11 protein-coding genes and 1 pseudogene are annotated in these 17852 nt (G+C 62.7%); 8 read left to right on the top strand and 4 right to left on the bottom strand.

The annotated features are described in order from the left end of the window. The 4 genes and pseudogenes from IRZ24_RS06175 to IRZ24_RS06190 form a co-directional block, all read right to left on the bottom strand. Positions 1-345: pseudogene (locus tag IRZ24_RS06175) on the bottom strand (hypothetical protein); the annotation flags it as partial. Continuing rightward, positions 342-2021: a class I SAM-dependent DNA methyltransferase gene (locus IRZ24_RS06180; RefSeq protein WP_297161238.1), complete on the bottom strand. Its 1680-nt coding sequence runs from the start codon at positions 2019-2021 to the stop codon at positions 342-344. The pseudogene IRZ24_RS06175 and the gene IRZ24_RS06180, both read right to left, overlap by 4 nt. Positions 2022-2358: 337 nt before the next feature. Beyond that, positions 2359-3426, bottom strand: coding sequence for a hypothetical protein (locus IRZ24_RS06185; RefSeq protein WP_297161240.1), 1068 nt, complete (start codon positions 3424-3426; stop codon positions 2359-2361). A 158-nt stretch (positions 3427-3584) separates the two neighbouring features. After that, entirely contained in the window at positions 3585-4550 is a 966-nt protein-coding gene (locus tag IRZ24_RS06190; RefSeq protein ID WP_297161242.1) for an aromatic ring-hydroxylating dioxygenase subunit alpha, read from the bottom strand. Positions 4551-4925: 375 nt separating this feature from the next. On the opposite strand from IRZ24_RS06190, the gene IRZ24_RS06195 reads away from it, so the two are divergent. From IRZ24_RS06195 to IRZ24_RS06230, 8 genes are all read left to right on the top strand, one after another. Then, on the top strand, positions 4926-7316 hold the full coding sequence (locus tag IRZ24_RS06195; RefSeq protein ID WP_297161244.1) for a protein kinase: 2391 nt from the start codon (positions 4926-4928) through the stop codon (positions 7314-7316). A gap of 349 nt (positions 7317-7665) precedes the next feature. Continuing rightward, positions 7666-8604: a class I SAM-dependent methyltransferase gene (locus tag IRZ24_RS06200; RefSeq protein WP_297161246.1), complete on the top strand. Its 939-nt coding sequence runs from the start codon at positions 7666-7668 to the stop codon at positions 8602-8604. A 49-nt stretch (positions 8605-8653) separates the two neighbouring features. Next, entirely contained in the window at positions 8654-9055 is a 402-nt protein-coding gene (locus IRZ24_RS06205) for a secondary thiamine-phosphate synthase enzyme YjbQ (RefSeq protein WP_297161248.1), read from the top strand. A 383-nt stretch (positions 9056-9438) separates the two neighbouring features. After that, on the top strand, positions 9439-10989 hold the full coding sequence (locus tag IRZ24_RS06210) for a serine/threonine-protein kinase (protein ID WP_297161251.1): 1551 nt from the start codon (positions 9439-9441) through the stop codon (positions 10987-10989). A gap of 134 nt (positions 10990-11123) precedes the next feature. Continuing rightward, on the top strand, positions 11124-12008 hold the full coding sequence (locus IRZ24_RS06215) for a vWA domain-containing protein (protein WP_297161252.1): 885 nt from the start codon (positions 11124-11126) through the stop codon (positions 12006-12008). Positions 12009-12130: 122 nt separating this feature from the next. Further along, entirely contained in the window at positions 12131-13306 is a 1176-nt protein-coding gene (locus IRZ24_RS06220) for a protein phosphatase 2C domain-containing protein (RefSeq protein ID WP_297161254.1), read from the top strand. Positions 13307-13311: 5 nt separating this feature from the next. Continuing rightward, positions 13312-16377, top strand: coding sequence for a hypothetical protein (locus IRZ24_RS06225; protein ID WP_297161256.1), 3066 nt, complete (start codon positions 13312-13314; stop codon positions 16375-16377). A 101-nt stretch (positions 16378-16478) separates the two neighbouring features. Next, a complete protein-coding gene (locus IRZ24_RS06230; RefSeq protein WP_297161258.1) occupies positions 16479-17795 on the top strand; it encodes a hypothetical protein in 1317 nt (438 codons plus the stop codon). The last annotated feature ends 57 nt before the right edge of the window (positions 17796-17852 follow it).

The following is a 17852-nucleotide window of genomic DNA, read 5'->3' on the forward strand; positions in this document are numbered from 1 at the left end:
GAATAAAAAGAGTTTATCACTGATATTAGCTTTTTCCCTTAATGGTATCACTTCAGTAGTTGCTAGGCCAAATGGTAGAGGAACATCTTCAGCGATCGCTTGCTTGCCATTCTCGAAAGAGGGCGTAATTTTGGGTAAAAGGATATCTCCCCGTCTAAAGAAAGTACCACTTGATATTGCTGATGGGTCTTTTATTAAGAAGCCGTCAATAGCTATCTTGTCTGAGGGAATCAATTCCATAGGTACAAAAGGAATAGCTTTATAGTCTGTAAGCCGCAATTCCCGGGGCTTGCTTGTAAATTCGGCAATTTCAGCAAGAGGAACTCGCTTCCAGCTATCAATCATGCTAGATCCCTATAGCTGACATTGAGTTTTGAGAGAATGGCCTCCAGTTCCCGCTCGGCCTCCTCGCGTTGAGCACGGACGCGGGCCAGATCGGCCAGGATCTCCGGCAGAGGGCGATAGCTCGCCGCCGGGGTCGTATCAACAAACTGCGACGGACTCAAATTATAATCCGTCGCGCGCGCCTCCTCCAGCGTAATCACCCGGCTCAAGCGCGGGCGCGACTCCCAGGCCCGGTAGACCTCTACAATCGAAGCGATCCCCTCCTCGCTCAAGACATTCTTCGGCTTCTCCTTCACGAAGAGCTGCGAAGCATTCACCAGCAACAATTGACCGCGTCGCTCCTCCGGCTTCTGACGACGCAGCAACAGCACAATGCCCGGCGCCGACGTATTGTAGAACAGATTATCGGGCAGCAGAATCACCGCCTCGATCAGATCCCGCTCCACAAAGCGCGCCCGAATCTCGCGCTCGCGGTTACTATTCTTACTCCCCGAGCCGCGCGAGACCGCCCCCGTATCCAGCACCACCGCCGCCTGCCCCTGCTCATTCAGCGAGGCATAGATGTGCTCAATCCAGCCCCAATCTGCCGAATTGGCCGGCGGCTTCCCAAAACCCTGACAGCGCCCATACGGATCATGCTCGTAAAACTCATCATCGTAGCCATCCTGGTTCCACATCGGATTGGCCACCGCATAATCGAAGCGACGCAGGCCAGCCCCCTCGGCCACAAAACCGGGCCGGCGCAGCGTATCGCCCGGCAGCAAGAGCGCATCCGTATAATCGTGCAAGAACATATTCATCTTGGCAATCGCCAACGTCACCGGATTCAGCTCCTGCCCAAAGAGGCGCGGCGCCTTACTACGCTCCTCGGGATGGTGCTCCTCGAAATAGAGGCGCGCCTTAATCAACAGCCCGCCCGAGCCGCAGGCCGGATCATAGATCGTACTGCGCGGGCGCGGATCGAGCAGCGACGCAATCAGCCAGCCCACCTCTTTCGGCGTATAGAACTCGCCCGCGCTCTGCCCCTGGCCCTCAGCAAACTTGCGCAGCAGATACTCATAGGCGCGGCCCAACACATCCGGCTCCGCATTGCGCAAACCCAGGCGATGGCGACTGATCACCTCGATCAAAGCCGCCAGCCGCTCATCGTCCAGCGTCCGCTGACCGCCCTGGCGCTCATTATAATCGCGGATATTGAGCACCCCATCGAGCGCCGGATTCAGCTTCGCCACCTGCTGCATCGCCTCCGAAACAAACTCACCCAACCCGGCCAGACCATGATTGCGCAACTGCTCCCAGCGATAGGCCGCCGGAATCAGAAAGCGCACCATCGGCCTGCGTCCCTCCAGCAGCGCCTGACGGTGATCCTCCTCAATAAACTGCTGCGCCACCGCCTCATCGCCGAAGTGCCTGCTCCAGTCTGCGCACTCATCGTCAAAGACATCCGAGAGCCGCTTATAGAACACCAGCGGCAGAATAAAATCCTTGAACTTCGGCGCATCGGTCGCCCCACGGATCGCACAAGCGGCATCCCAGAGCCATTGCTCCAGCTCAGCGATCGTCAAATGCTCATCGGAGCGCAGCGCCAGTGGCAAGACCGGATTCTGCGCCATCTGGGGATCAACCTGATAGCCATTACCCTTGTTCCCCGACTTCCCGTTCTTCTTGCGTGGCACAAGGGACCTCCTTCCGCAGCGGAATCGAGTTGAGCAAGTCTCTATTATACCTGTGCCGAAGCCTCCTCACAAGCCTCCTGGCGCCGTAGGTAGCTGCTGGACCGGAGCGCTGAAGCGCTCGCCCACGCCTGTCTGCTCTTCCCCAGTTGGCCCGGATACGGCAGACCAAAAGCGCGGTCGAGGGTCTGACTGCAACAAAAAAGGCGACCAGAGCAGGTGCCGCCGGCTCTAACGCCGCCTACAACACCGCTCTGGCCGCCTCCCCTCGCATAGAAAAGGGACGAGCTGCGAGTATACGCTAGCTGAGGAGACTGAGGCCGCAATCAAAGGCTCTCATTCAGGAAGAACTCGGCTCTTCTCTCATGGCATGGCGACCACCCGCGCGACGCTCCTGCCGGGACGGGCGAGCCGACGGAGCCGATGCCCGCTGGTCTGCCGCATATGATCCCTGCCCCTGCTCCTGCCCCTGCTCGCCCGGAGCATAGCCCAACTGCTCCAACGCATCGGCCAACTGACGGTAGATCTCCGCTGCATCGCCGCGCTGATGGGGCATACGCCCCAGACTGGTGGCCGCCTCCGCCAGACGCAACAACACCGCCGGAATATCAGCCTCTGGAATGCCGCTGACCTTTGTCCCACGGTAATTGCTCAAGATCGCCTGAATTGCCTTCGGCAAGCGGCGCTCATCGACCGTGCCATCTGCCAGCCGGTATGGCAGCTTCCAGGTCTCCGGACGGCTCGGGCTGCCCACATAGGCGAAGCAAGCAGCAGGTAACCGATACTTTGGATGCAGCAGCTCCGCCTCGGCCTCCAGCGTCAACGCCGGCGCCGCCTCCGGCAACAGCCGCAACGGCTCCACCGTTCCTGCGGACGCAAGCAACGCCGGACGCGGGCGATAGATCCCATGCACACTTAACCACCACAGGTCAAGCGGCGGCTCCACAGCCGTCAGCGACACAAACAGCCGATCTTCTAACCCACCGTGGCGCGGATGGGCTGCATACAGCATCACCCCATCGCTGATCGCGATGCATTTCACCCGCTGCTCCTCGGCATAGCGCCGCGCCTGCTCCAGCGCCCGCTCCACCGCATGGCGGTTCCAGGCCAGCGCTCCCGGGCGCTTCACCTCCACCAGCAGGTACTTAATGCCCTGGTGCGTCAGCACCAGATCCGCATACTGTACCTGATGGTTCAGGTCGGTCAGCTCCCAATCGAGCACCAGTGTAAAGAGATCCTCTAAAATGTTCTCGGCCACCTTCTCCGACGCCTTGCCGTAGCGTTCCTGCTCAGCCAGACGCTGGCGCCGGCGCTCCAGAAAAGCCGGCCAGGCGCGGCGGATGCGCTCTACGCAGCGCTGGTACGAAGCCAGCCGCGTCACCTCGGGCGGGTGAGAGGTCGCGCTCATTGGTTGCCCCTCTTTGTGCGCCTTCTTCTATGGTGAAGGACGAATAACAGGGCTGACAGTAACAGCCTCTATCGTATTCTTTCTGTTACACAAGCAAAAAAATGATAAGCAAGATCAGAGGCAGAAATCAGGCAAGCGCATGAGCAAAGAAACTGAGTTTAAGCCGTACCGAAGGTCACCCCCAGACGGCGCAGCCAGCGGCGATAAGCAATAGCTGTGCGATCCGAGCGCAGATGGAGCTCTGCCTGCAGATCCAGCGGCAGCAGCTCAGGACGCTGTGACTCAATCACACGGATATCCTGCTGCATCACCATATCCTCGAAGCGCCGGATCTCCTCCTCGCTCTGCTCTCCATAGTTCAAAGCCACATACTGCCAGGCGATGCAACGGCGCTCGCTCACCGGCGTCACCGTAAAGAACATGGCGAACCGCGGCCCTTGCGACGTCTTCACAAAATAGGCCGTCAACGGACGCAGCACGCGGTAGGTATAGGTTACCTCAGCGCCCTGACCGCTGCCATCAGGGTTCGGCTGCCAGACCGTGATATCACGCGCTGTGATGCCATCCTCGCCCATCTCGACCGTATAATCATTGATCGCCGCATGGCCCGGGTCGCCCAAGAGGCCCGCATGCACATAAGGGAAATGCGCCACATCAAGGAAATTCTCAATGGCGCGCGGCCCACTGGTCTCAATAGAGTACGGGCCAGTATGCACCTTGCGGAAACTGGCATCATCCCACTCGGGGAAAAGCGGCACATCATGCTGAGGCTCACCCAACGTGACCCAGACCCAATCGTAACGGATGCAGCTCCGATAGACGCGCGCGTGGGCCGTGGCCGGTGGCTTCTGCTCAGGATGGGCCGGGAAACGCACACAATGCCCCTCCTCATCATAGGTCCAGCCATGATACGGACAAATCAAGCATGCTCCCTCAACACGCCCCAAGGAGAGACGCGCGCCACGATGCACACAGAGATCACGCCAGACATGCACACGACCATCAACCTTCCAGAGGACGAGATCCTCATCAAGCAAGCGCGCCGCTACCGGCTGACGCTCAGGTAAGGCGGGCGCATAGGCCACCACATGCCAATCGTTGAGCAAAACCGGATCGTTCAACATACAGCTCTGCCTGTCGCTCCTTCTTCCCTTGCAAGCTAACCGATTAGCTGACTGACGCCAGTCGCCCGACTCGCCTTCGACCCCAAGCTCAACCCCGCCGACCGGCCTGCTTCAGTATACCGGGTAAGGACTGGCCCCGACAACCGATCTCCTTTTCTCAAGCGGTCAGCCCAACGAGCAACCAAGCAGTGCTATAAGTACTATTTTCTCCCGTTCAATGGGACTTTTGTCCCGAAAAAAAGGGAGCGTACGCTATAATAAGCCCGAGAAGGGTGGGGAGGCGGCTGCGCTGGCGAAGCGCAGCACGGCGAGACAACGCGAAGCAGAGAAAGAAAGCAGGCAATGCAACCATAGGATAGGGTTCGAGACGGGCCGATGATAGACTATGCAGGGCAACGACTCGGTAACTACCGTCTGCTCAAAGTACTCGGTAGCGGCGGCTTTGCCCGTGTCTACCTGGGCGAGCACATCTATCTGAAGACTCCTGCCGCCATTAAAGTACTGCAGACGCGCCTGACACAGGACGCTCTTAACCATTTCCTGGCCGAAGCGCGCACCATCGCACGTCTCTCGCATCCGAACATTATCCGCGTGCTGGAATTCGGCATTCAGGACGACACTCCCTATCTTGTTATGAACTATGCCCCCTACGGTTCACTGCGCCAGCGCCACCCAACCGGCAGCGTGCTGTCGCCGGGGCGTGTGCTCTCCTATGTACGCCAGATAGCGGCGGCGCTGCAGTATGCCCACGAGCGCCAGATCATCCACCGCGATGTCAAGCCGGAGAATATGCTGCTCGGCGATAACTTTGTGCTCCTGCTAAGCGACTTTGGCATCGCGATGCGCGCACCAGGGGCAGGGGTGACGCGGACACCCTATGCGCCACCGAATGCCGCCGGCACGACAACCTATATGGCGCCGGAGCAGATCGACGGTGCTCCAACGCCGGCCAGCGATCAGTATGCCCTGGGGGTGGTGGTCTATGAGTGGCTCTGCGGTAGTCCCCCCTTTGTCGGTGGGGAGATGCTGGTCGCCCTGCAACATCTGCAGTCGCCGCCTCCTCCACTGCGTGAGAAACAGCCCGCTCTCTCGCCAGCCATTGAAGCGGTGGTTCTCAAGGCCCTGGCCAAGAACCCACGTGAGCGCTTCGCCAGCGTTGCCGACTTTGCCCGCGCTCTGGAGGCTGCCGTGGCTCAGGCCGCCGACGAACCGACGGTAGAGGTCCCAGCCGCCCGCCTCTCCGTCTCCGCCGCTGCCCCGGCTGCCAGCTCGCCCGGCGCGGCGCCCGAGGGGGAAGCCTGGCGCCCAGGCCGGCCCCTACTCTTGCCTGCCCGCCTGAGCGTGGCCAGTGATAGCGGACGTCAGCCTGCTCAGTCCTCGGCACTGCTAGAAGGCGCCGAGCAGCCAGAACGCCTGGAATACGCGGAACGCCCAGCAGAGCCGGAGTCCGAGGGCAGCGAGCTTCCAGCGGGAACGGAGCCAGCCGCAGATGCGCCCGCAGCTTCACCTCTGTCTGCCTCGCCGACTGCGGCCAGCGCCGAGGGCGGGGTGGTGGCCAACAATGGGACCGATGCCAGTCAACCAGGCCCAGCGCTGTTTGCCGCAGCTCCCGTGACGCCCGCTCCTGTCTCGTCGGCTCTGCCAGCGATGCCTCGCTGGTTGCAGGCGACCCTGGAGGCGTTCCCCCTCGGTCAGCCGCTGCCACCAGGTCAGCCGCTCTCGCGCCGGCAGGCCCTGCTCAGACTTGGCGCTTTGGCCCTGCTCAGCGCTGCAAGCTGCGATCTCGTTGTAACTTCGTTGACCGAACAGGTTGCCGCGCTGCGCAACCTGGGCCGCAACCTGGGCCCACAGCCTAGACCGACGCCCCATCCGCACCCTACGGCTACAAGGCAGGCCAGGCCGTCACCCTCACCAACAAAGCAGGCTGCCAGCCCAACGCCAGAGGCCCAGGCCACTGCCCAGGCTCTCATTATGGGCATTAATAGCCGACCAGCTCTGGCCTCTTGGGGCGTGCGTCAGCTTGACCTCTTCATTCGGGCTGTGGATAATACACTCTGGCATCGCCATTTCGATGGCCATTGGCATGCCTGGGAACGGCTCATCGGCTCGCTGGCCTTCGATCCCGTGGCCGTGGCCTGGGGCCCCGAGCGCTTCGATCTCTTTGTGCGCGGCGTCGATAATAGTTTGCTGCATTGCTGGTTTGATGGCTCCTGGCACGATTGGGAAAACCTCGGCGGCTCCCTGACCTCCAATCCCGCTGTGGCTTCCTGGGGCGCCGGTCGCCTGGATGTTTTTGCCCGCGGCAGCGATAACGCTCTCTGGCATAAGTGGTACGATGGCCTCTGGCATGACTGGGAATCACTCGGCGGCGTGATTACCTCCGCTCCGGCTGCTGTCTCCTGGGGACCAGGCCGTCTGGACGTCTTCGCCCGCGGCAGCGATAACGCCCTCTGGCATCGCGCCTTTGAAGCTCGCTGGGGGCCGTGGGAGTCCCTCGGCGGCAGCTTTATCTACGATCCGACCGCCGCCTCCTGGGGCAGTCAGCGTCTCGATGTCTTTGCTTGCTCCCCCGCCGGCTCGCTTTTGCACCTGGCTTACGATGGCCACTGGCACGCCTGGGAATCCTTCGGCGGGCGCCTGGCGTCGTCTCCCACTGCCCTCTCCTGGGGCCCTGCCTATATCGATGTATTTGCTCGCAGCGATACAAATGCGCTGCAGCACCTCTGGTTTGACGGAAGCTGGCACCCCTGGACCACGCTCAACTAGGCGCGGTAAGCCTGGCTAGTGCCTCGTCTCGGTCGACTTGACTTGCTCTGCCTGATGGTCTATCCTGAAACCTGTTCCAGCGGGTTGAATTGGATGTTGGGCTGCTTGAGCCACCTGAGGCGCTGCGTCTCTCTCCGGCCTGGCGGACAGGCAGGTCGTCATGGCTCTCTGGCTCTTGGGCCGCTTTGCCAGCTACGCCGGCCCGAACCGCTGGCGTGAGAAGCGCGCTCGCAGACGGCGCCGGATCATTCCTCGCTGGCCTGCTGGCCTGCTCCCCAGGCGCTGCGCCCGATCTCACCGTTCACTGCACTGCACTGGAGTTCTAGAGAAAGGACGGAACGGAAACAGAATGGCTGCCTCTGATGCTGCTGTCTCCTCCTCCAGGCCCTCAGCGCCGAGCCTGTATACGATCGATGCCGAAAGTGCCGCCGAGACCTCACGCCTCATTGTGCAGGACCAGTTGCTGACGCAGGCGATGGGAGGCCTGCTGGCTGAGCTGACAGCAGAGGAGGTCAGGAGCGTGCGCCGCGTGCTTGATATCGGTTGTGGTCCCGGTGGCTGGGCGCTGGCGCTGGCCGCTGCCTATCCTTCGATGGAGGTTGTCGGCTTCGATATCAGCGAGACGATGATCCGCTACGCCACCGCTCAGGCTCGCGTGCATGGCCTGACCAATGTCTCTTTCATGGTGATGGATGCCCGGCAGCCCCTGGCCTTTCAGGACGCCTCCTTCGATTTGATCAATGCACGCTGGATCTTCGCTTTTATGGATCAGGAAAGCTGGCGCTCGCTGATCGCCGAGTGCTGGCGCCTCTTGCCTCCCGGCGGGCTGCTGCGCCTCTCGGAGCCAGAAATCACGGTCACCAATAGCCCCGCTTTTCAGACGCTGATGGGCCATTTCTATGCAGCCCTGGCGCGCCTGAAACGGACTTTTTCGGTCGATGGCCGTAGCTGTGGCGTGCCTTCTCTGCTCGGCAAGCTGCTGCAGGACGCCGGTTTTGTCTCCATCCGCAAGATCCCATATGTGATCGATGGCTCCTATGGCACCGAGATGTATGCGATCAGCGTCAAAGATGCTGAGGTGGCTCTGGCGCTGACGAAACCGTTTTTGTTGCGCTTTGCTTCGCTGAGCGAGGCCGAGTTTGATGCCCTCTATGAACGCATGTTGATAGAGATGCTGAGTGAGGAGCATGTCGGCCTCTGTTATGCTCTGACTGTCTGTGGCTGCAAACCCAACGGGCGCCAGGCTGGCCAGCCCGCTGTGAGCTGTGACTGTCAGCGTGGCCAGTAGGGCGATGCGAGGCAGGAGGGTGGCAGGCACAGGCATGGGAGGTTTCGCTATGGCTGAAATGAAGGCTCTGGCTATTGAAACCCGTAGTAAGGATCAGGTCATCGATATCACCGATACGGTTGAGCAGTATTTGCATGATGTGCAGCAGGAGAGCGGCCTGTGTACGATCTTTGTGCCGCATACGACCTGCGCCGTGGCGGCGATGGATCTCGATCCGGGCACCGATCTGGATTTTCTCGAGGCCCTGCGCCGGCTCTTGCCGCCGATGCGCTACCGCCATCCGCATGATCCGTCCCATACGCCCGATCATATTCTGGCGACGCTGATCGGGCCGTCGCTGGTGGTGCCCTACGCGCACCGGCGCCTGTTGCTGGGTACCTGGCAGCGCGTCGTTCTGGTCGAGCTGGACGGGCCGCGCCGCCGCACACTCCATTTCACCTGCGTCGGCTGAGGCCTCGGCTGGCCGCACCGCCGCGCACCGGCCCAAAGAGAGGAGAGGTAGCGCGCTCCCTGGAGCTGCCTCTCCTCTCTTTGGGCCTTTCCTCACTCTAGCGTTTTTTAGTAAAAATCATCTGGTGTGAGCTGTGCTGGCTTCGCTCTAAGAATAAGCGTGCGCTTGAAGAGCCAGCACTGCTATGCTATGCTACTAAAGTAAGCTGCCGGTAGTACAATAGAGGCGTGGCTGCCTTGCACGATAGATGAGCATGCAGGGTCACTCTCATGGGCTGGCTTCCGTTGTGCAGTCTCATCTCCCGACCCTATCCGTGGGAGGTGTGGCTAGCCGGCGGTGCGTCCTCGTGAGTGCTCTGCTCTGAAGTCGAGAGAGGTCCCGTCATGGAAATCGAGGGCGAGGTGCTACTTGGCCAGCAGTTAGGTCCGTATCGACTGGTCGAGGTCCTGGGCAGCGGCGGCTTTGCCTGCGTCTATCGTGGCCGATGGGGGGCGGGTCAAGAGGTAGCGATCAAAATCAGTCGACGCTCGCTGGATTCGCTGGAGAGCCGCGAGGACTTTGAGCGCGAGGCGCGAATTATCTCGCGCCTCAGCCATCCCAACATTATCCGTCTCCTTGACTATGGCATCTATGAGGTGGAGCTGCACGGGCAGTGGCTCGCGTTGCCCTATCTGGTCATGCCCCTGGCTCCTGGGGGGAGCCTGCGTCAGCTTGTACCCCGGGGCCGGCGCCTGCCGCTCGAGGAGGTCGTACGCTATGTACAGCAGGTGGCAGCGGCGCTAGAGTATGCCCACGACTTCCGCGAGCCTGACGGGCGCGAGAATGCTATTCTGCATCTCGATGTCAAGCCGGCCAACATGCTCATTGGCGAGCGGGGGCAGATCTGGCTCAGCGACTTCGGCATTGCTATTATCGGTCACAAGACGCTCCGGGTCAGTGATCCGCTGGCTGCGGCGCAGTCGGTGGGGGACACTGCGGTCTGGGGCTCGCCCGAGTACATGGCGCCCGAGCGTTTTGAGGGTCTGCGTCGCCGCGCCAGCGATCAGTATGCGCTCGCCGTGACCTGCTACGAGTGGCTGGCCGGCGCTCCGCCGTTCAGCAGTGCCGCCCCAGACTCGCAGGTGCGCCTGCAGGAGCTGAGGCGGCTCCATCAGACCCAGCCGCCGCCTCCGCTGACGGCGCGCTTTGGTGATATTCCCCCAGCGGTGGAGCGAGTCATTTTCAAAGCGCTGGCGAAAGATCCCGATCAGCGCTATCCGACGGTCAAGGCCTTTGCCGAAGCGCTTGAGCAGGCGGTCACCGAGCAGCGCCGTCTGCCTCAGCCGGGGCCGGGTCACGAGCCAGCAGCCGCGTCAAGGTCCGCGCCGGGCTTCACGCCGGCTTTGACCCCCGACCCGGTGCCAGCGAGGCTCTTCCTGGGGGGGCGATCGTTCTCCCCTGGCGGGAGCCTGGCCTCAACCACGCTTCCCAATCTTCCCACGCACTCCCCGGACGTTCTCCTGGGTCCTGCCTTCTCGCTCAAGTCGCCGCCAGTAAAACCGCCGCATCTCTTCAGCGGTCACCGCTCCTTTCTCTATCTACCTGAATTTCGTCTATTCCGCTTTACACATTCCGTGCTAATTATTCTGGCCGGGATTCTCTTACTGACTGCTCTTCCTGGGCTGTGGTGGCTGGTCTTGCTCTCCATCCCTCTGATGATAGCCCTCTTCCTACTGGCCATCAGCCGTCGGCATCCACTCGTCGCCCAGGCCTTGGGCCTGCTGGTGGCTTGCTATTACGGGCTGAGCGGTTGGGTGTGGGCTTACAAATTCATCGCCCACGTTGGGGGCGAGCACCTCCTTGGAGAGGTGATTTCTAGTCTGCTGGCTCTGGCTGCCTGCGCTGCCTGTCTGTATGCCAACTATCGCTATGTCAAGCAGCGCCTCCGCTGGTGACTGAGGAGCGAGATGAGGTAAGGGCGGCTGCCGGCTCGCTCATGAAAGATAGGCAAAATCGTCGAGTAACTGGCGTTCTCCCAGTAGAGTGGCTCCAGCGTAACAGCAAGCGGTGAGAGAGGAGCAGGATTGTCATGCCATATCTGCAGCCCTGGAGCAGCCGTCAGCCTGGCTGCCTTATTCTGCTGCTTGATCAATCGGGATCGATGGATGAGCCATTCGGGTTACAGCAGGCTGGGGGTGGGCGGCGCAAATGTGAGATGGTAGCGACAGTAGTCAATGGCTTCCTGAACGAGCTTATCACGGCCAACACGGTCATCGACAAGGAAGGCATCCCTGAAGTACGCCCGAGGGCGGAGATTGCCATTCTGGGATACAGTGGCACGACAGTGACGTCGGCTCTCAAGGGGGGGCTTGGGCGCAAAGAGTTTGTGACTCTGGGGGAGCTGCAAGATCAGCCCCTGGCTGTGGAGCGGCGCAAGAAGCGCGAGCTTGACGAGACAGGCGCGGTCTATGAGCTAGAGGTCTCTTTTCCGATCTGGGTCAAGCCGGTCTCCAGAGAAGGGACGCCGATGTGTGCCGCATTGCGCTATGCTGCCGAGCTGGCCCAGCGCTGGGCTGCGGCCCATCCCAACAGCTACCCGCCGGTTGTCATCAATGTGACCGACGGGATGGCCACCGATGGCGATCCGACGCCGATCGCGCAGGACCTCTGCCGGGTGGCCACCGCCGATGGCAATGCCCTCCTGTTCTCCGTCCACATCACCAGCCTCAATTACACTCCGGTGGAGTACCCAGCAACGGAGAGCGAGCTGCCCAACGATCCCTACGCCCAGCTCCTGTTTCGCATCAGCAGCCTTGTCCCCGAGACCAGTCGGGCGCAGCTAGTGGCCATGCTGCAGCGCGACATTAGCCCGCAGGCCCGCGGCCTGATCTTTAACGGTGACGCTGTTTCCCTGCGCCTGATGTTTAACTTCGCCAGCCTGCCAGCCACTCAGCTTCTGGACCCGAATCGCTGAGAGGTGACGCGGAACGCCAGCGGGAGAGTCAATTGGCTGCCTGTCTGGCCGGCTGCCAGCGACCCTCCGCTGTGAGGTCCTTGTTGGTAGCTGTGAGCTGAAGACAGGGGAGAGACCTGCCGATGTTTGCCGAGATCAGCATTCTGGAGTACTGGAAATCGGAGCATGAGCGCGAGACCAACGAGGATGCCTGCGCGCTGGATGCCGGGCGTGGGCTGTTTGCCGTGGCCGATGGGGCCGGCACGACCTTGTTCGCCCGTGAGTGGGCCCTGACGCTGGCGGAACTGTTCGTGACCTATCCGCTCTTGAGTGCTCACCCCTTCGAGGTGGAGTGGTGGCTAGACCTGGCGTGGACCCGCTACGCCCGCTATCTCTTGCCAGCAGAGCAACTGCCGCCAGCGCTGCGCTACAAGTGGCTGCGTGAAGGCAGTCAGGCGACGCTGGCGACGCTGCGCGTGGTCGAGTCGGGGCCAGAGCGTGTAGTGGCCAAGGCGCTCGCCATCGGCGATAGCTGTTTGCTCTGGCGCCGGGCGGGCAGCGAGCTGGTCGAGTCCTTCCCTCTGCGCTCGCCCGCCGAGTTCGCAAAGCCGCCGCTCTGTCTGCCTTCGCGGGCGGCCCTCTTCCGCCGCTCCTTTCACCGCCTCCAGGAGCAAGAGCTGACGCTTGGAGCGGACGACTGCCTGATGCTGGCGACCGATGCGCTGGCGCGCTGGGTGTTGGCCGGCGGCGATGGGAGCCTGACTCCAGGCCAGTGCTTTAGCCTGGTGGCCCGGCAAACGCCAGCTTCCTGGGAGTCCTTTGTCGCGGACTGCCGGGCCGATCAGGGGCTGGCCGATGACGACTGCACTGCGCTGGTTCTGACCTGTCGCCGAGCGGCGAGCGCGCGGGCCTGCCTGCTGGGCGCAACGCAATCCTATCAGGGCGACCTTGTGCAGCAACGCCAGCGCAAGTTCGCGGAGGCCCGCCGCACTGGCGACCGTCGACGGATGGCCGTGCTCTACGGCGATGGAGGCGCTTTTCAGCAGCCGCTGGGCCTGACTACGGATGAGGAGATCGCCCAGGCGCGGCGCGTGGCCGAGGCCCTCGATGAGCTGCTCTGGCAGCTCCGCCCGCTTCTGAATCGCGCCGATGCTGCCTGGCAAGCGGCTCGCCTCTGGGAGAGCTATGCGCCGCTGCTGGCTGCCGAGCCATGTGCCGCCTCGTTGCGCCGGACGCTGAGCGCCTTGGGCGTGCGGGGGGTCGAAGCTGGAGATGAGCCGGGGCAAGCACTGCCGATCCAGGGAGAAAGGACGGAGTAGCCTCTATGCCCGGGCGTCTGGCTTTCGATGAGGCCATGCAGTTTGCGCGCAGCCGTCTCCTGGTGCCTGATCCTGAGCTGCGCGAAGGCCAGGTCGAGCTGGTCGAGATTGCTACGCGCCGGGGTCCCATCAGGCGCCCCTGGGGAGTGGAGGGCGGCTTTGCCGTTGTCTACAAGTTCCGCACGCGCAGCGGAGAGGTGCGCGCGCTGCGCTGTTTTCATGTAGACATGAAGCCCGATACCGAGGAACGCTATCGCCTGATCGCCGACTACTTCGCGTCGCAGCCGGCGCTGAGGGCCATTACGGTCTCTTTCACCTATCATCGTGAGGGCATCCTGGTGAAGGAGCAGGGCCGCAGCGAAGTCTGCCCTCTGATCGCGATGGAGTGGGTCGAGGGGCGCACGCTCTGCGAAGCGGTCCATGCCTATGCTCTCCAAGGCGATCAGGTGGCCCTCAGCCTGCTCAGCCAGCGCTGGCAGGAGATCGTCTTGGCCATGCGCAGAGCACACATGGCACACGGTGACCTGGCTGGCAGCAATGTGCTGGTCCGCGAGGATGGGCGGCTGGTGCTGGTCGACTATGACGGCGTTTATATTCCGCCTCTGGCCGGCTATCGACCGGTGCTGGCTGGCCAGCAGGACTACCAGCATCCGCAGATGCATCAGCGCCCGTTTAGCGAGGAGACCGACGCCTTCTCGGCCCTCGTGATCACAACCGCTCTCTCCGCTCTGGCCGGTGATCCCTCGCTCTGGCGACGCTACGCCCGCATCGATGAGCGCGGCAGGCCGCCCGAGTCGCTGCTCTTTACCGTTGAGGACTTTGCCGACCCCTCACGCTCGCGCCTCTTCCAGGAGCTGGTGAGCTGCCATGATCCGGTGGTTCGCCAACTGGCGCGGGAGCTGCAAGCGGCCTGTCTCCAGCCTATCCAGGACGTACGCTTTCCGTTCGGCCTGCTCGATCCCGAGCACGAAAAGCGGCAGGCCCTGAGCGAACTGAGGGAGGCCATTGCTTGCGGTGATGATGAGGCCATTGTCCGCGCCTGGCTGCCGCTGCTGGAGCAGTATAGGCCGGCCCAGTCCTATCGAGAGCGCGTGGAGCTGGCGCGTCGGCGTCTGGAGGCGCTGGCCCGTCTGCGCCAGGCCATTGCTCAGCGCTCCTCGCTGGGGGAGATTCTGGCCAGCTACGAAGCTGTGCTCGATGGCTGCAGTGCCCTGACCGAGCGCGAGCGGCTCCTGATCACTGAGGGGCGGCGCTTCCGTCAGGCGCTGCAGGAGCGCCATGAAAAGGAGCTGCTCGCCGCGGCGGCAAATTTGATCTCGCTCTATGGCTCCACGATTCTCAACGCGCAGGAACAGGCTCAGGTACGGGCCGCCCGCGAGCGCTACGAGGCAGCCAGGGCCTGGGCTGAGGCGCGCCGGAGCGGTGAGGTGAGTGCTCTGGCAGCGGTCTACGAGCGGTTGCAGCGTTGTGACCTCTCCCTGCCGCCGGAGGAGGAGATGATCGGGTGCCAGGCGGCCCGCTTCTGTGCCCTGCTGGCCGACCCTGAGGCCGACGACGAGGCCCTGCTTGCGGCCTATGAGGCCCTGGCCCTTGGTCCGGTGGGGGCCCAGCTCTCCTTTAGCGCCGAGCAGCGCACGCGGGCTGAACTGGCCGAGCGCCGTCTGGCGGCCCTGGCGCGTCTGCGTATGGCCCTGCGCAGTCGCCGTCTGCGAGCCGTGGCCGAGGCTGATGACCCGCTGCTAGAGGAGGGCACGGTCCTGACGCCCGAGGAGCGCGAGCGGCTGAGCCTGGCGCGCCGCTTCTACACGGCCCTCGCAGCGGGCGATGATGCCACTCTCGTCATGCTGAGCGAGCAACTGGACCAGGAGGCCACAGCGGAGGATGGCCTGCTCCTGACCAGCGAAGAGCGCGCGCTCCTGACGCGGGCCCGTCAGCGCCAGCGCTGCTATAGCCGTTTCCTGAGCACCCTGCACTCGCGCCAGCCGCGTCTGATCGCCGCCGCGGCTGATCCCCTCTTGCAAGAGGTCCGCCTCAGCCAGGATGAGCGCGAGCTGCTGGAGCTGGCTCAGGAGTTCGTCGCAGCTTATGAGGATGATCAGCGCCTGCTCGCCTTCTATGAGCGCTTGCTCTCCAGCCCACACAGCGCCTTTTTCCTGTTTTCGCCGGAGGAGCAAGAGCGTCTGCATTTCCTCTGGAAGCAAGAGCAACAGTGGCGGGCCTTTGAGCAGGCACTCATGACGGCCTCGCACGAGGCTGGCGAAGCGGGACCGCGCCGCATACTGGCGGCCTATAACGGTCTGCCGGAGGCTCTGCTTGGGCGCCTCACGGCTGACCACAGGCGCGCTCTCGCCGAGGCGCGCCAGGCCCTGGAGCTGCTCCACCTGCTGAAGCAGGAGCATGCGGATGAGCAGCTAGCCTCGGCCTACAAGCCGGAGCTGCTGGAGGTCTTTCCTTTGCTGCTGACCGCGGCCCAGTGCCAGCGCCTGGAAGTGATCCGGTGCGTCAAGGAACTAGAGGAGGCCTGGCGTGCCTGCGATTACCGACGCATGCTGCTGATTGCCAGAAGCATCCCGCAGCCGCAGTCCCTGGCGCGCTATGCGCTGCAACTGCGGGTCGCCAGCCGGCGTCTGGCGGAGCAGCTCCAGCCGGCGGACGTGCGCGTGAGCCTGCGCTCAGCCGGCGCAGGCCAGCGCCTGATCGTCGCCTGGCGCTGGCCTGCCGATCCCTTGCTACGCTATCTCCTGATCTGCTGGAGTGTGCAGGAGCTGCCGCCCCTGCCGCAGCCGCTTCGCTGGGGGCAACTGGAGCGGCTGGCTCACTACCGCCTGGTGAGCCAGCCCGAGGCGCTTGGCCAGGTCCCGGCCTCGCTGGACCTGGCGGTAGGCTCCTGCTCGCGCCTCCATGTGCTGCTCTGTGCCCTGCTGCCCGAGGACTGGTATGGCCAGGTAGAAGGCCGGTGGGCGCAGCGCGATGGATCTCGGACAGAGGAGCAGGCGCCAGACGCGCTCTGGTGGCCAGGGCGTACTCTGAGCGCCGTCCTGCTGCCTGAGACAGAGGTGATCCTCACCTGATAACGGGGCGGAGTGCAGGCCCTCCGTCCCGGCTACGCCTGGGCGGGCCTGACCTGGCCTGGCTGGAGCCAGCCCATTCTATGCGAGGGAGCACCCATCATATGAGCTTGAGGCAGATTCTGATCGCTGCAATCAGCTTTCTCTGGGAGAAACTGACCTCCCTGCTCTATCGCGGACGTGTCGCCATCTGTCCCTCGTGCTGCGAGCGCATCTATCCTGGAGCCTGCGCCATCGTCAGCCTTCCTGATCTGCAGGCACTCGCTACGCTCGTCCCGCTGCAGCAGGAGCCGTCTGGCCTCCGGCGCGTCTTCTCTATTCTCTTCCCCACGTCGCTGCAGAGTGAATGGTTTGTCAGGCGGCAGGCGGTGCGCATCTGCTCGCACTGTCAATATCCCTTGCCGTACAATATTGAGCGCACGCGCCAGGTAACGATCGCCATCATTGGTGATGTCAGCTCCGGCAAGAGCGTCTACATTGCCGTGCTCCTGCACCTCCTGGAGGAGGCGGCCTTTATTCCCAGTCATCTGCGATTCCGCTGCCATTGCCTGACGCCCGAGGCTCGCGAGCGCTACGAGCGCGACTACGGGAAGCCGCTCTTTGTTGATAAGGTGGTGCCGCGGGGGACGCCGCGCGCAATTGAGACGACTCATCAGCCGATCATTTACGAGATTGCCATTCGTCTGGAGCCGGACCTGCCCCCGGTGCGCTTTAATCTTGTCATCTATGATACCTCTGGAGAAGATTATGTCATCCAGGCCAGGCAGGTCCGCTATGCTCCCTATGTGCTCAATGCGGACGCTTTGATCTTCATGCTTGATCCGGTAGCCGTTCCCGCGATGCGCGCCAGCCTCCCGAGCGATCCCCATTTTCGCTATGGCCATAGTCTGGCCCTGGGACATCCGCTCGATAGTTTCAGCAAAATAGTTCTGCCGCTGGCTCAGTCCGGCGTGCGGCGTCCGCGGCCCCTGGCGATCGCGCTTTCTAAAGCGGACCTGCTCAAAAAGCTGCGGCCTCTCGGCCAGCAATTTAGCTTTCTCAGGCGTCAGCCGGATTACCGCGGCGGCCTCGACCTGACCGATCTGACCAGCGTTGATCAGGAAGTGCGGCAACTGCTCTATGAATATGACCTTGAGCGCTTCCTGGAGGCCGTCGAGTTTTATCAGGGGCAGCTCTTTGACCCTGTGTGCTACATGGCGGTCTCAGCTATTGGCTATACCCCAGACGAGCAGGGGGGCATTCCGGCGATCAATCCCTGGCGTTGTCTCGATCCTTTTCTTTGGGTGCTACACGAGCTCCGCCTGCTCCCGGCCCGTCCCGCTTCCGCAGTCGCGGCGCCAGCATCCGGGGGCCAGGCGCTCCTGGCCGGAGCTCCGTCAGCTCAAGCCAGGCAACTCTCTCAGCGGCGGGCGCAGCCCTGAACTGCCTGCAGGCGGTGAGGGAAGCTGAGGGGGTGGTGAGAGGGGGAGCGCAGTGGG

Origin of the sequence: Thermogemmatispora sp. (genome assembly GCF_019683755.1) — a bacterium.
GTDB lineage: Bacteria > Chloroflexota > Ktedonobacteria > Ktedonobacterales > Ktedonobacteraceae > Thermogemmatispora.

What these genes read in the sequence shown, in the direction of transcription:
- IRZ24_RS06195 (WP_297161244.1), top strand. Translation starts at nt 4,926, where the DNA reads ATGATAGACTATGCAGGGCAACGACTCGGTAACTACCGTCTGCTCAAA.
- IRZ24_RS06225 (WP_297161256.1), top strand. Translation starts at nt 13,312, where the DNA reads ATGCCCGGGCGTCTGGCTTTCGATGAGGCCATGCAGTTTGCGCGCAGC.
- IRZ24_RS06200 (WP_297161246.1), top strand. Translation starts at nt 7,666, where the DNA reads ATGGCTGCCTCTGATGCTGCTGTCTCCTCCTCCAGGCCCTCAGCGCCG.
- IRZ24_RS06215 (WP_297161252.1), top strand. Translation starts at nt 11,124, where the DNA reads ATGCCATATCTGCAGCCCTGGAGCAGCCGTCAGCCTGGCTGCCTTATT.
- IRZ24_RS06190 (WP_297161242.1), bottom strand. Translation starts at nt 4,550, where the DNA reads ATGTTGAACGATCCGGTTTTGCTCAACGATTGGCATGTGGTGGCCTAT.
- IRZ24_RS06205 (WP_297161248.1), top strand. Translation starts at nt 8,654, where the DNA reads ATGGCTGAAATGAAGGCTCTGGCTATTGAAACCCGTAGTAAGGATCAG.
- IRZ24_RS06220 (WP_297161254.1), top strand. Translation starts at nt 12,131, where the DNA reads ATGTTTGCCGAGATCAGCATTCTGGAGTACTGGAAATCGGAGCATGAG.
- IRZ24_RS06210 (WP_297161251.1), top strand. Translation starts at nt 9,439, where the DNA reads ATGGAAATCGAGGGCGAGGTGCTACTTGGCCAGCAGTTAGGTCCGTAT.
- IRZ24_RS06230 (WP_297161258.1), top strand. Translation starts at nt 16,479, where the DNA reads ATGAGCTTGAGGCAGATTCTGATCGCTGCAATCAGCTTTCTCTGGGAG.
- IRZ24_RS06185 (WP_297161240.1), bottom strand. Translation starts at nt 3,426, where the DNA reads ATGAGCGCGACCTCTCACCCGCCCGAGGTGACGCGGCTGGCTTCGTAC.